This window comes from Sphingobium sp. FG58 (genome assembly GCF_057809055.1).
Window position 1 is genome coordinate 207,756 of record NZ_JBMDJF010000002.1, and the last position, 13,664, is coordinate 221,419.

Sequence of the window (13,664 nt, forward strand, 5' to 3'; positions counted from 1 at the left end):
TCCTTGGTTCAGGTGAGAAATATGTCACCGGCGTGAATGGCACGGCTCTGCCCGTTCGCCAAGCGCAGGATCAACATGCCCTGCCGATCGAGCGTATCGAACAGGCCGTCAACCGTCTCGCCATCGGGTTGCACCACCCGCATCGGCGTGCCGGTCGGGTGGGCGTTGAGCAGCCAGTGGGTCCGCACCGGCTCCAGCCCCTGCCCCCGCCAGATCGAAAGCCAATGCCCAAATAGCTGCGTCAGCCGCTCCAGCAGCGCCCCCGCCTCCGCATCTGCCGCGCCCTGCGCCAGCAGGCTGGTCACGGGACGGTCGAGATTGCGTGGATGGTCAGCAACGTTGATGCCGATACCCACGACGACAGCTTCACCGGCCCGCTCCAGCAGGATGCCCGCAATCTTCGCGCCATCGACCAATATGTCATTAGGCCATTTGATCCGTGCCTGACCTGCACAGAGCGGCGCGACCAGCGCATGAACCGCATTGGCCGCGACCAGCGCCAGCGTGTGCGGCAGAGGATCACCGGCCCGCAGCCGGATCAGGGTGGAGCAATGGAGATTGCCGACCGGGCTTTCCCAGTTGCGCCCCATCCGCCCCTTGCCGCCCGTCTGCCGCCCCGCGCGCAGCCAGCTGCCATCGGGCGCGCCCTGCTCCGCCAATGCCAGCATGTCGGCATTGGTGGACCCGGTCTCGGCAACGAAGCAGATGGTCAGAACAAGGACGCCGCAGCGGCGGCGCTCGCCTGATCCAGCACGGGATTGAGCAGATAGCCCAGGACGATGACGACGGCGCAGGCAGTCAGGATGACATTTTCGACCGCCCCGCCCTTCGCCTCATAGGCACCGGTCGGCTCGTCGAAATAGATCGTCTTGATGATCTTGAGATAATAGAAAGCGCCAATCACCGACGCTGCTATGCCGAACGCCGCCAGCGCGGTCAGGCCCGACGCCACAGCCGCATCGAACACCAGGAACTTGGCCCAGAAGCCAAACAGCGGCGGGATGCCTGCCATCGAGAACATGAAGATCGCAAACCCTGCGGCCAGACCTTTACGCGATTGCGACAGGCCCGCCAGGCTGGCGATCGTTTCGACCGGCTTGCCGTCGGCATCGCGCATCTGGAGGATGCAGGCGAACGCGCCGATCGTCATGACGACATAGATCGCCATATAGCTCATCGTCGCGGCCACACCGGCAGGCGTACCGGCGGCAAGGCCGATCAGCGCAAAGCCGACATTATTGATCGACGAATAGGCCATCAGCCGCTTGATGTTGGTCTGGCCAATCGCCGCGACCGCACCGAACAGGATGGAGGCTAGTGCGACGAAGATCACGATCTGCTGCCAGTCCAGCCCCGCAGGACCCAGCGCCTCGATCGCGACGCGAACGGTCAGGCCCATCGCGGCAACCTTGGGGGCGCTGGCGAAGAAGGTCGTCACCGGCGTCGGCGCGCCTTCATAGACGTCGGGCGTCCACATATGGAAAGGCACGGCGCTGATCTTGAAGGCAAGGCCCGCCAGCACGAACACCAGGCCGAACAATTCGCCCTTGCCCACGCCATCGCCCAGCGCAACGGCAATGCCGTCAAAGGCGGTGCTGCCGGTGAAACCGTAAAGCAGCGAGATCCCATACAGCAGGATGCCGCTGGCCAGCGAGCCCAGCACGAAATATTTAAGGCCCGCTTCGGACGAGCGTCCATCCTGCCGCATGAAACTGGCGAGAACATAGGAGGCGAGGCTGTTCATTTCGAGGCCGACATAGAGCGTCAGCATGTCGCCCGCCGACACCATCATGCCCATGCCGATAGCGGCAAACAGGATCAGGATAGGATATTCGGGCCTTAGCGCGCTGTCGGTCGAAAAGAAGCGCGGTGCGAGCAGGATCGCCGCTGCCGCCGCCGCGTAGATCAACGCCTTGGCATAGACGGAGAAGGCATCGGCGCGAACCAGACCATCGAACGCATCAGGGCCATGCGCCAGCGAGCAGGACAAAGCCACGCCCGCGACGATCAGCGTCAGCACCGACAGGGCGTTGACCAGCCGTGCGGTGCCGTCGCCGCCAAAAGCGGCCACCAGCATCAGGATCAAGCCACCGGCCGTCAATATGAGTTCCGGCAGAACGGCCAGAAGGGAAGCGGAGTCGATCATCAGTGCGCCTCCCCGTGCGCAGGGGCTTCTTCGTGATGGGCTTCTTCATGCGCTTCGCCCGCAGGCCTGGGCGCACCCATCTTGATCTTGGAGTCTCCCGCCGGAGCGGCAGGCGCGAGGCGGGCTTCGAGCGCGCGAATGTCGGGACGCATGGGGCTAAGGAAGCTTTCGGGATAGACGCCCATCCACAGCACGACCGCAGCCATAGGTGCCAGCAGCCAGATTTCGCGCCCCGACAGGTCGGGCATCGCGGCGGCATCGGCATTGACCTGCTCGCCATAGCAGATGCGGCGATAAAGATAGAGCATATAGGCCGCGCCCAGGATGATGCCCGTGGTGCAGACCAGCGCCACCCAGGTGGATGCCTGATAAATACCCATCAGCGCCAGAAATTCGCCGACGAAGTTGGACGTGCCGGGCAGGCCGACCGACGCCATGGTGAAGAACAGGAACAACAGGGCATAGCGCGGCATGTTGATCGACAGGCCACCATAGCGCGCAATCTCACGGGTATGCAGGCGATCATAAATCACGCCCACACACAGGAACAGCGCGCCCGCGACCAGACCGTGGCCCAGCATCACCATCATCGCGCCTTCGATGCCAGCCTGGTTGAAGGCGAACAGGCCGACCGTGACGATCGCCATATGCGCGACCGACGAATAGGCGATCAGCTTCTTCATGTCCGACTGCACGAGCGCGACCAGCGAGGTGTAGACCACCGCGACCATCGACAGGCCCCAGACCAGAGGCGCGAGTTGCGCCGAGGCTTCTGGGAACATCGGCAGGGAGAAGCGGATGAAGCCATAGCCACCCATCTTCAGCAGCACGCCTGCCAGGATGACAGACCCCGCGGTCGGCGCCTGAACGTGCGCATCGGGCAACCATGTGTGGACTGGCCACATCGGCATCTTGACCGCGAAGCTGGCGAAGAAGGCCAGGAACAGCCAGGTCTGGACATGGGGATCGAAATTATAGGCCATCAGCACGGGGATTTCGGTCGTCCCGGCCTCATGCACCATCCACATCATCGCGATCAGCATCAGGACCGATCCGAACAATGTGTAGAGGAAGAATTTATAGCTGGCGTAAATCCGGTCCGCGCCGCCCCAGATGCCGATGATCAGATACATCGGGATCAGGCCGGCTTCGAACATGATGTAGAAGAGGTAGAGATCCTGCGCCGTAAAGACGCCGATCATCAGCACCTCCATGAACAGGAAGGCCGCCATATATTCGCCGACGCGCTTTTCGATCGCGTTCCAACTGGCGCCGATGCAGATCGGCATCAGGAACACGGTCAGCGCGATCAGCATCAGCGCGATGCCGTCGATACCCAGCGCCCAGGCGAATTTGCCGAAGATCGGCGCATATTCCTGAAACTGCCACTGCGCGCCGCCGCCCGACTGGTCGAAATTCGCCCACAGGGCCATGCCCAGCACGAAATCGACCAAGGTGGCGATCAAGGCGATCCAGCGCGCGCTGTTCGCGCCCACGAACAGACAGGCGATGGCCCCCGCCATCGGCACTGCCATCATCAGGGAAAGGATGGGGAAGCCGTCCATTATCGTGTCATCGCCCAGGTTGCGGCAGCGGCGAGGCCAATCAGCATCACCAGCGCGTAGGTGTAGAGGTAGCCGGACTGGAGCCGACGGGTCACTTTATTGCCCTGCACGACCAACGCCGCCAGACCATTGGGTCCGAACCGGTCGATGAAACCGACGTCACCGAACTTCCAGAAGAAGCGGCCGATGGCAAAGGCTGGCTTGACGAACAGAACGTTATACAGCTCGTCGAAATACCATTTGTTGAGCAGGAAGGTGTACAGACCGGTGAAGGTCGCGACGAAGCGCTGCGGCCAGTCGGTATTCCTGATATAGGCCAGCCAGGCGATCAGCAGCCCGGTCAGCATCACCGTGAACGGCGCGAACTTGACCCACGTCGGCACTTCATGCGCGGCGTGCATCAAATGGCTGTCGAACGACAATGCACCGTTCCAGAATGCGATACCGCCTTCGGCACCGATAAACTGGTCGTGGAACAGGAAGCCGGCAAACACCGCGCCCAGGCTCAGCACGATCAATGGCACCAGCATGACCCAGGGACTTTCGTGCGGATGATAGCCGCCGGTCCCGGTGACGGGCGCATGATGATGATCGTCATGCGCATGATCGTCGTGATGATCGTCATGCCCATGAGCGTCATGCAGCGCGTGCTGGATATGCTCCGACGCGGCCCAGCGGGCTTTGCCGAAGAAGGTGAGGAACACCAGACGCCACGAATAGAAGCTGGTGAGCAAAGCGGCAAAGATACCGACCAGGAACGCACCCGTCCCCGCCCCGCCAGCGGCATAGGCCGCTTCGAGGATACCGTCCTTGGAATAGAAACCCGCAAAGCCCACGCCGACAAGCGGCAGCCCCACGCCAGTGATCGCCAGCGTACCCAGCGTCATCGTCCAGAAGGTGATCGGGATTTCTTTCCGCAGCGCGCCATAATAGCGCATGTCCTGCTCATGGTGCATCGCATGGATGACCGAGCCTGCACCCAGGAACAGCAAAGCCTTGAAGAAGGCGTGAGTAAACAGGTGGAACATCGCCGCGCCATAGGCGCCGACGCCAGCGGCAAAGAACATATAGCCCAGCTGCGAGCAGGTCGAATAGGCGATGACACGCTTGATGTCGGTCTGCACCGTGCCGACGGTCGCCGCGAACAGGCAGGTCGCCGCGCCTACATAGGTCACGACGGTCAGCGCCGTTGCCGACGTCTCGAACATCGGCGACAGGCGGCACACCATGAACACGCCCGCCGTCACCATGGTCGCGGCGTGGATCAGCGCGGACACAGGCGTTGGCCCCTCCATCGCGTCCGGCAACCAGGTGTGCAGGCCAAGCTGCGCGGATTTGCCCATCGCACCCACGAACAGCAGCAGACACAGCACCGTCATCGTATCGAAGCGGTGGCCCAGGAAGCCGATCGTCGAACCGGCCATGGACGGCGCCATTTCCAGGATTTCGGGAATGGAGATGGTGTTGAACACCAGATAGGTGCCGAAAATCCCCATCATGAAGCCAAGGTCGCCGACGCGGTTAACGACGAAGGCCTTGATCGCGGCCGCATTGGCGCTGGGCTTGCGGAACCAGAAACCGATGAGGAGGTAAGAGGCAAGGCCCACCCCTTCCCAACCGAAGAACATCTGCAACAGATTGTTCGCGGTCACGAGCATCAGCATCGCGAAGGTGAAGAGCGAGAGATAGGCGAAGAAGCGCGGCTGATCCGGCTCCTCGTCCATATAGCCCCAGCTATACAGGTGGACGAGGCTGGACACGCTGGTGATCACCACCAGCATGACCGCCGTCATCGCATCGACCCGCAGCGCCCATTGCGCATCGAAGCTGCCCGACTGGATCCAGGTGAACAGCGGCGTGACATGCGCTTCGGCGCTGCCCGTCAGGAAGCTGATGAAGATCGGCCAGCTCAGCGCGCAGGAAATGAACAGCGCGCCGGTGGTGAGGATCTTGGCAGGCAGCTTGCCCAGCGCCTTGTTGCCAAGGCCCGCAATAGCCGCGGCCAGCAGCGGAAGAAGAACGATAAGCTGGATCACAGGGCAAAACCCTCCACGTCATCCTGACGAACGTCAGGATCCAGAGCGATCATGCACCGCGTCCGAAACCCTGGATCCCGGATCAAGTCCGGGATAACGGAAATTGTGGCATTGGCCGGCACGCGCATCAGCCCTTCATCCGGTTGACATCGTCGACGGCGATGGTGCCGCGACCACGGAAGTAAATGACGAGGATGGCAAGGCCGATGGCCGCCTCACCCGCCGCGACGGTCAGCACGAACATCGAAAATACCTGCCCCACCAGATCGCCCAGAAAGGCGCTGAAGGCGACAAGGTTGATGTTCACGCTCAAAAGGATCAGCTCGATCGCCATCAGAATGATGATGACATTCTTGCGGTTGATGAAGATGCCCAGCACCCCCATCACGAACAGGATGGCGCTGACCACCATATAATGTTGAAGGCCGATCACAGCTCCACCCCCTGCCCGATGGGCTGATTGATATTGCGGACCGCATCCTGCGGACGGCGGCGGTTCTGCTTGGCGATATTCTGGCCCTTCACCCCGCCCCGCGCCCGATGGGTCAGGACGATCGCACCGATCATCGCGACCAGCAGGACAATGCCCGCCGCCTCGAACAGGAAGATGTAGCGAGTATAAAGCAGCGTCCCGATCGCCTTGATGTTCGACACCTCCGGCGCGGTCGGCGCGGCGCGCTGCGCCAGTTCAATCGGACCAGCACTCCACAGGCCAATGCCCAGCACGATTTCCGCCAGCAGCACCAGCGCGATCAGCAGACCAAAGGGCAGGTAACTCACGAAACCTGCGCGCAGTTCGGCAAAGTCGATGTCGAGCATCATGACGACGAACAGGAACAGCACCGCGACCGCGCCGACATAGACGATGACGAGCAGCATCGCGATGAATTCCGCGCCCAGCAGGATCATCAGACCCGCCGCGTTGAAGAAGGCCAGGATCAGCCACAACACCGAATGGACCGGGTTACGCGACAGGATCGTCAGCGCACCGCTGGACACCACCAGGATCGCGAACAGGTAAAAGGCTAAGACGTGGATCACAGGATCATGTTCCCCTTGGACGCGCGCGGCTTAACGGTATGGAGCATCGGCGGCAAGGTTCGCGGCGATCGCGCGTTCCCACTTGTCACCATTTTCAAGAAGCTTGGCCTTGTCGTAGATCAGCTCCTCGCGGGTTTCGGTCGCAAACTCGAAGTTCGGGCCTTCCACCACCGCATCCACCGGGCAGGCTTCCTGACAGAAACCGCAATAGATGCACTTGGTCATGTCGATGTCATAGCGCGTCGTGCGGCGGCTGCCATCCTCGCGCGGCTGCGCCTCGATCGTGATCGCCTGCGCCGGACACACCGCTTCGCACAACTTGCACGCGATGCAGCGTTCCTCCCCATTGGGATAGCGACGCAGCGCATGTTCGCCCCGGAACCGCGGCGAGATCGGGTTCTTCTCATAGGGATAGTTGATCGTCGCCTTGGGCTTGAAAAAATATTTCAAGGTCAGCCAGTGCGCCTTCACAAACTCCCAGAGAGTGAAGCTTTTGACGTAATATCCGAGGCTCATTGTGCGCCTCCATAGCGCGTCAGCATGAGGAAGCCCGACACCAGAAAGACGAAGAAGAGCGAGGTCGGCAGGAAGATCTTCCAGCCCAGCCGCATCAGTTGGTCATAGCGGTAGCGAGGCACCGTCGCCTTTACCCAGGAAAAGACGAAGAAGAAGAACAGGATCTTGGCGAACAGCCAGAGGATGCCCGGCACATGATAGAGCGGCGCCCAGTCCACCGGCGGCAGATAGCCGCCCCAGAACAGGATCGCGTTCAATGCGCACATCAGAATGACGTTGGCATATTCGCCCAGCCAGTAGAGCGCGAAGGCCATGGATGAATATTCGGTCTGGTAACCCGCGACCAGTTCGCTCTCCGCTTCGGTCAGGTCGAAGGGCGCACGCGCGGTTTCCGCCATGGCGGAAATCAGGAACATGATCGCCATCGGGAAGAGCAGCGGGTTAAAGCCGTTGCCGTTCAGAAAGCCATAATAGCCCTTCTGGCTTTCCACGATCGCGGTCAGGTTGAAGCTGCCGGCCCACAGCACGACGCAGATCAGGATGAAGCCGATCGAGACTTCATAGCTGATCATCTGCGCGGACGCGCGAATCGCGGAATAGAAGGGATATTTGGAGTTGGACGCCCAACCCGCCAGCACGATGCCGTACACGCCCAGCGACGAGATAGCGAGAATGTAGAGCAGCCCGACATTGATATCCGCCAGCACCACGCCGACGTCGAACGGCACCACCGCCCAGGCCAGCAGCGCCACCGTGAAGGTGATGATCGGCGCGATAATGAACAGCGCCTTGTTCGCCGCCGACGGGATGATGGTTTCCTGCAGGAAAACCTTGGCCCCGTCCGCAAAGGACTGGAGCAAGCCGAAGGGGCCAACCACGTTCGGCCCGCGCCGCAGCGCCATCGCCGCCCAGATCTTGCGATCGGCATAGATGATCATCGCGACGGCCAGCATAAGCGGCAGGGCGATCACGAGGATGCCGATGATTGTCGAGAGGAACCAGGCACCTGCAAACGGCAGGCCCAGATTTTGGAAGAAAGCGGTCACTGCGGCAGCCCCTTAAAGCCCTCTCCCTGGAGGGAGAGGGTTGGGTGAGGGTGTACTGAGGTCGAAGGAACGGACCGACATTGACGTCGAGCCCCCTCACCCCGGCCCTCTCCCCGTCGGGGAGAGGGAGTTAGCATAGCTAACGCACTCATTCCGCCGCCTCCGCAAATTCAACCCCATGGACCAGTTCGGCCGAGCATTGCTGCATCGTCGGGCTGGCGCGGCAGATGGCGTTGGTCAGGTAGAAATCCTTGATCGGCGAAGCCAGTTCGCCGGTTGCGCCGGTGGGCAGCGACGGCACGAACCAGCCATAATCGGCCAGCCCCTCGACACCCAATGCAGGCACCGCCTTGATCATTTCGGCGCGCAATTGCTCGAAATTGTCGAACGGCAACGTCGCGCCCATCACTTCGGATAGAGCGCGCAGGATCGACCAGTCCTCACGGGCATCGCCCGGCGCAAACACGGCTTTTTCGCCCCGCTGCACCCGGCCTTCCAGATTGACGTAGGTGCCAGCCTTTTCGGCATAGCTGGCGCCCGGCAGGATCACGTCCGCCGCGTGCGCGCCCTTGTCGCCATGATGGCCGACATAGACTTTGAAACTGTCCTCAAACGCCGAATAATCGACCTCGTCCGCGCCCAGCGCAAACAGCAGCTTCGGCTTGGCCGCCGCCACTGCCTTGATCCCTCCAGCCGCGGCATAGCCGAGCATCAACCCGCCCATGCGTGCGGCGGCGAAGTGCAGCACGTTGTAGCCGTTCCAGCCATCCTTCACGAGGCCCAGCGTCTCGACCAGCGCCAGCGTGTCGCCATGCGCGCCGTCCTTGGCCAGCACACCGCCACCCACGATCATCGCGGGCCGCGCGGCCTTGCCGAACGCCTCGACCACCGCTTGCGGCAACTTGCCCAGCAGCGACGCATCATTGCCCAGCCACTCGACCTTGTAGGTCAGGTCAAACTCAGGCCCGATGCCAAAAACCTTGGCACCCTTCTTGATCGCCTTGCGTAGCCGCGTGTTCACCAGCGGCGCTTCCCAGCGCAAATTGGTGCCGACCAGCAGGATGACGTCCGCGGTCTCCAGATCGGCGAGCGGCGTATTGAACACCACCGACGACAGGCTCGACACGTCATAGGCAAGGCCCGTCTGACGCCCTTCGAGCATCGTCCCGCCCAGTCTCTCGACCAGCGCCTTGCCGGCAAACATCGTCTCGCAATCGAGCAGATCGCCCGCGATAGCGGCAACGCTGCCGCCATGCTGAACCGCCGCGATGGCTGCAAATGCCTCAGCCCAGGTCGCAGGCGCCAGCTTGCCGTCCCGCCGCACATAAGGCTTATCGAGCCGCTTGCGCACCAGACCATCGACATTGTGCCGGGTCTTGTCGCTTGCCCATTCCTCGTTCACGTCATCATTGATGCGCGGCACCGCGCGCAGCACCTGACGGCCCCGGCTGTCGAGGCGGATGTTGGTGCCAACGGCATCCATCACGTCGATCGCATGGGTCTTTTTCAGCTCCCACGGCCGCGCTTCGAACGCATAAGGCTTGGCGGTCAGCGCGCCGACGGGGCAAAGATCGACCACATTGCCCGATAGCTCGCTTTTGGCGGCATGTTCCAGATAGGTGGTGATCTGCATATTTTCGCCGCGATAGATGGCGCCGATTTCCGGCACGCCCGCGACTTCCTCGGCAAAGCGCACGCAACGGGTGCATTGAATGCAGCGGGTCATGACCGTCTTGACGATCGGACCCATATTCTTCTCGGTCACCGCGCGCTTATTTTCGTCATAGCGCGACGCGCCGCGGCCATAGGCGACCGACTGGTCCTGCAAATCGCATTCGCCACCCTGGTCGCAAATCGGGCAATCGAGCGGATGGTTGATCAGGAGAAACTCCATCACCCCTTCGCGCGCCTTCTTGACCATTTCGCTGTCGGTGCGAATCTCCTGCCCCTCGGCAGCGGGCAGCGCACACGACGCCTGCGGCTTGGGCGGTCCGGGCTTCACCTCGACCAGGCACATCCGGCAATTGCCCGCAATGGACAGCCGTTCATGATAGCAGAAACGCGGAATTTCCTTCCCCGCCAGCTCGCACGCCTGCAGGACGGTGGCTCCCGCCGGGACGTCCAATTCTACGCCGTCTACTTTGACTTTAGGCATTCGCGCTGCCCTTTTTGGAAGCGATGAGCGGCAGGGCCGCCCGTTTATAACAATCGCCCCACTCGGCGTGACCGAGGCCGGGCGTAAGGCTGATGCTCATCATTTTTGCACCTCCGCCCGCGCCAATTCGCGGTCAGAGGCGGCGCGAGTCAAACGAACTAATCCTTCAGCAACCGCGCCCTTGACCGTTGCCTTAGACAATTCGATTTTCTCGCCATTGGGGATGCAGGCGCTGAATTTCGGCATCAAAGCCTGTACGGAATCATTTTCCTGACGAGAAGCCGGATAAGACAGAACGAGCGAGCGCGACAGCACAGGATTAGCGCGCGCCACACATTCGCCAAACTGCTCCAGAGCAACGACCGAATAGGCCGCACTTGGTACGGTATCGCCATAAAGCTCACGATAACCCGTATTCAAATCATCTGGGAAGGCATCAATCGCCTTAGACTTATAGTCCTGCTGAAAGAGCGCCACAAAAATGCCGCCTCGCAGCAGGTTTTCCGAAAGACTCAACTGACCATCAGCCATACACTCGTCCGATGGATCGAACATGTTTTTTAGTAAGGATTTATATTCTGGCGAGCCAACCGGCAGATCAATGAACTTGCGCGCACGGCCTTGAGAGCGATCGACGATGCAAGCCGTAAATCCCTCCATCGTCACCCGCGCAGCCGCAGGGCCGCGACCGGGTATTTGCGCCACACGATGGCGGATCAACGATCCCGTTTCCTGCGCCAACACCTGCGGAGCTACAACCAACGCAGCAATTGTCAGAAGAGCGAACCTAAACTTCACTCCGCCGCCTCCATCACCGGCGCGCCGCGCTCGTTGATCCGCCGCTCGATTTCAGGCCGGAAATGCTTGATCAGCCCTTGGATCGGCCACGCCGCCGCGTCGCCCAGTGCGCAGATGGTGTGGCCTTCGACCTGCTTGGTCACCTGATGCAGCATGTCGATTTCGGACAGATCAGCGTCGCCGGTGCGCAGCCGTTCCATCACCCGCCACATCCAGCCCGTGCCTTCGCGGCATGGCGTGCATTGGCCGCAAGACTCATGTTTGTAGAAATAGGACAGCCGCGAAATGGCGCGGACGATGTCGGTGGACTTGTCCATGACGATGACTGCAGCCGTACCAAGGCCGGAGCCGAGCGCGCGCAGCCCGTCAAAATCCATCGGCGCGTCCATGATTTCGCGCGCAGGGACCAAAGGCACCGATGATCCGCCGGGGATCACCGCCATCAGATTGTCCCAGCCGCCGCGAATGCCGCCGCAATGGCGGTCGATCAGTTCGCGAAACGGGATCGACATCGATTCCTCGACCACGCAGGGCTTGTTCACATGGCCGCTGATCTGGAACAGCTTGGTGCCGCGATTGCCCTCCCGCCCGAAGCGGTTGAACCAGGCCGCGCCGCGCCGCAGGATCGTGGGGCTGACCGCGATGCTCTCGACATTGTTGACCGTGGTGGGGCAGCCATAGAGGCCCGCGCCTGCCGGGAAAGGCGGCTTCAGCCGGGGCTGGCCTTTCTTGCCTTCCAGGCTTTCGATCTGCGCGGTTTCCTCGCCGCAGATATAGGCGCCAGCACCGCGATGCACGAACACGTCGAAATCATAGCCCGACCCGCAGGCATTTTTGCCGATGAAGCCCTTGGCATAGGCCTGCTCGACCGCCGCAAACAGCACCTTGGCTTCGTAAATGAACTCGCCGCGAATATAGATATAGGCCGCACGTGCGCGCATCGCGAAGCCCGCAACCAGCGCACCCTCGATCAGCTTGTGCGGATCGTGGCGGATGATCTCGCGATCCTTGCACGAACCCGGCTCGGATTCGTCGGCGTTGATCACCAGGAAGCTCGGACGACCATCCTTGCTTTCCTTGGGCATGAAGCTCCACTTCATGCCGGTCGGGAAGCCCGCGCCGCCACGGCCGCGGAGGTTCGACGCCTTCATGATGTCGATGATCGCGTCCTGGCCCAGCGCCAGCAGCGCCTTGGTATTATCCCAGTCACCACGCATGATCGCGGCATCGATCCCCCAGTCCTGAAAACCATGGACATTGGTGAAGATGCGATCCCGGTCCTCCAGCGGGCCGACGAACGGCGGTGGAGGCGGCGGCGCAACAGGGGCGGTTTCGTCGGCCATCAGCGGCCCTTTCCGATCAGTTTTTCAGCCACGAAATAGACAATGACGGCCAGTCCAAGCCCGATGACCAGGCCCAGCACCGCCCCGATAATCTTGAGCGCGATCACGAAGATGATCAGCCCGATGATGATGGCGATCAGGGCGCTCATGCGAATACCCCACACCCGTTCGGGCTGAGCGAAGTCGAAGCCTTCCACTGAGCCGAAGGCGAAGTGCCTTCGCCAAGCTCAGGCAAGCCCTTCGACAGGCTCAGGGCGAACGGAGGGTGAGTAGAAGGCCTCACGCCCAAGCCCCCCGATAGTCATGATTGCCCTCGACCATCTCTTTGAGCGTCGTCGGGCCACCCTCCGGGCAACTGGTCTGGCGATCGATCTGCGGCCCGATCTTGGGCTGACCACCCGCCGCCAGCGTTTCCAGCACCGCGCTCATGCTGTCATAGGTCAGGTCTTCGTAATTATCGTCGTTGATCTGCACCATCGGCGCATTGGCGCAGGCGCCCAGGCATTCGACTTCGGTCAGCGTGAACAGGCCGTCGGGCGTGGTCGCGCCCTTCACCAGACCCTTGTTCTTGCACGCCGCGAACACATCGTCGGAGCCGCGCAACATGCAGGGCGTCGTGCCGCACACCTGCACATGATAGCGGCCAACCGGCGCCAAATTGAACATGGTGTAGAAGGTCGCGACCTCATAGACGCGCATATAGGGCATATCGAGCTGGTCGCCGATATATTCCATCACCGGCACGGGCAGCCACCCTTGCGTCTGCGTCTCCGCGCCAACCTGCCGCTGGGCCAGGTCGAGCAGCGGCATGACAGCGGACTGCTGGCGACCGGCGGGATAGCGGGCGATGATGGTTTTCACCTGCTCGGCATTCTCCGCCGTCCAGGCGAAGTTGCCCCAGCGCGCGCGGGTTTCGGCCTCATCGGGGATATGGGGTGCGTCAGCCATTAGTTCACCGTCATCCCAGCGAAAGCTGGGATCTCACTGCCTTGAAGAGCAGCATCAAAGAAAAGAGGGA

General features: G+C 61.7%; 13 protein-coding genes. All 13 read right to left on the reverse strand.

The window, feature by feature from the left end:
• Nucleotides 1–8 precede the first annotated feature (8 nt).
• Nucleotides 9–713 (reverse strand): biotin--[acetyl-CoA-carboxylase] ligase, encoded by a 705-nt coding sequence (locus tag ACODR8_RS03760; RefSeq protein WP_489006183.1) that lies wholly within the window; start codon nucleotides 711–713, stop codon nucleotides 9–11.
• The gene (nuoN, locus tag ACODR8_RS03765; RefSeq protein ID WP_489006018.1) at nucleotides 710–2,146 is read right to left on the reverse strand and encodes an NADH-quinone oxidoreductase subunit NuoN; all 1,437 of its coding nucleotides are present in this window, start codon (nucleotides 2,144–2,146) and stop codon (nucleotides 710–712) included. The genes ACODR8_RS03760 and nuoN overlap by 4 nt, the downstream gene beginning before the upstream one ends.
• Nucleotides 2,146–3,711 (reverse strand): NADH-quinone oxidoreductase subunit M, encoded by a 1,566-nt coding sequence (locus ACODR8_RS03770; protein WP_489006019.1) that lies wholly within the window; start codon nucleotides 3,709–3,711, stop codon nucleotides 2,146–2,148. The genes nuoN and ACODR8_RS03770 overlap by 1 nt, the downstream gene beginning before the upstream one ends.
• The gene (gene nuoL / locus ACODR8_RS03775) at nucleotides 3,711–5,747 is read right to left on the reverse strand and encodes an NADH-quinone oxidoreductase subunit L (RefSeq protein ID WP_489006020.1); all 2,037 of its coding nucleotides are present in this window, start codon (nucleotides 5,745–5,747) and stop codon (nucleotides 3,711–3,713) included. The genes ACODR8_RS03770 and nuoL overlap by 1 nt, the downstream gene beginning before the upstream one ends.
• 127 nt (nucleotides 5,748–5,874) lie before the next feature.
• Nucleotides 5,875–6,180 carry an NADH-quinone oxidoreductase subunit NuoK gene (nuoK, locus tag ACODR8_RS03780; protein ID WP_004211745.1) on the reverse strand — a complete coding sequence of 102 codons (306 nt, stop codon included), beginning with the start codon at nucleotides 6,178–6,180 and terminating at the stop codon, nucleotides 5,875–5,877.
• On the reverse strand, nucleotides 6,177–6,788 hold the full coding sequence (locus tag ACODR8_RS03785; RefSeq protein ID WP_489006021.1) for an NADH-quinone oxidoreductase subunit J: 612 nt from the start codon (nucleotides 6,786–6,788) through the stop codon (nucleotides 6,177–6,179). Before ACODR8_RS03785 ends, nuoK begins: the two co-directional genes overlap by 4 nt.
• 30 nt (nucleotides 6,789–6,818) lie before the next feature.
• A complete protein-coding gene (nuoI, locus tag ACODR8_RS03790) occupies nucleotides 6,819–7,304 on the reverse strand; it encodes an NADH-quinone oxidoreductase subunit NuoI (protein WP_017184597.1) in 486 nt (161 codons plus the stop codon).
• Nucleotides 7,301–8,350, reverse strand: a complete 1,050-nt coding sequence (gene nuoH / locus ACODR8_RS03795; protein WP_489006022.1) for an NADH-quinone oxidoreductase subunit NuoH — start codon at nucleotides 8,348–8,350, stop codon at nucleotides 7,301–7,303. The genes nuoI and nuoH overlap by 4 nt, the downstream gene beginning before the upstream one ends.
• A gap of 148 nt (nucleotides 8,351–8,498) precedes the next feature.
• Nucleotides 8,499–10,505 (reverse strand): NADH-quinone oxidoreductase subunit NuoG, encoded by a 2,007-nt coding sequence (gene nuoG, locus ACODR8_RS03800; RefSeq protein WP_489006023.1) that lies wholly within the window; start codon nucleotides 10,503–10,505, stop codon nucleotides 8,499–8,501.
• A gap of 99 nt (nucleotides 10,506–10,604) precedes the next feature.
• Nucleotides 10,605–11,303, reverse strand: a complete 699-nt coding sequence (locus tag ACODR8_RS03805) for a hypothetical protein (RefSeq protein WP_489006024.1) — start codon at nucleotides 11,301–11,303, stop codon at nucleotides 10,605–10,607.
• Nucleotides 11,300–12,646 carry an NADH-quinone oxidoreductase subunit NuoF gene (nuoF, locus tag ACODR8_RS03810; protein ID WP_489006025.1) on the reverse strand — a complete coding sequence of 449 codons (1,347 nt, stop codon included), beginning with the start codon at nucleotides 12,644–12,646 and terminating at the stop codon, nucleotides 11,300–11,302. Before nuoF ends, ACODR8_RS03805 begins: the two co-directional genes overlap by 4 nt.
• Nucleotides 12,646–12,843: a hypothetical protein gene (locus tag ACODR8_RS03815; protein WP_489006026.1), complete on the reverse strand. Its 198-nt coding sequence runs from the start codon at nucleotides 12,841–12,843 to the stop codon at nucleotides 12,646–12,648. The genes nuoF and ACODR8_RS03815 overlap by 1 nt, the downstream gene beginning before the upstream one ends.
• An 82-nt stretch (nucleotides 12,844–12,925) precedes the next feature.
• On the reverse strand, nucleotides 12,926–13,594 hold the full coding sequence (nuoE, locus tag ACODR8_RS03820) for an NADH-quinone oxidoreductase subunit NuoE (RefSeq protein ID WP_489006027.1): 669 nt from the start codon (nucleotides 13,592–13,594) through the stop codon (nucleotides 12,926–12,928).
• Nucleotides 13,595–13,664 lie beyond the last annotated feature (70 nt).

What these genes read in the sequence shown, in the direction of transcription:
- nuoN (WP_489006018.1), bottom strand. Translation starts at nt 2,146, where the DNA reads ATGATCGACTCCGCTTCCCTTCTGGCCGTTCTGCCGGAACTCATATTG.
- ACODR8_RS03770 (WP_489006019.1), bottom strand. Translation starts at nt 3,711, where the DNA reads ATGGACGGCTTCCCCATCCTTTCCCTGATGATGGCAGTGCCGATGGCG.
- nuoE (WP_489006027.1), bottom strand. Translation starts at nt 13,594, where the DNA reads ATGGCTGACGCACCCCATATCCCCGATGAGGCCGAAACCCGCGCGCGC.
- nuoF (WP_489006025.1), bottom strand. Translation starts at nt 12,646, where the DNA reads ATGGCCGACGAAACCGCCCCTGTTGCGCCGCCGCCTCCACCGCCGTTC.
- nuoI (WP_017184597.1), bottom strand. Translation starts at nt 7,304, where the DNA reads ATGAGCCTCGGATATTACGTCAAAAGCTTCACTCTCTGGGAGTTTGTG.
- nuoG (WP_489006023.1), bottom strand. Translation starts at nt 10,505, where the DNA reads ATGCCTAAAGTCAAAGTAGACGGCGTAGAATTGGACGTCCCGGCGGGA.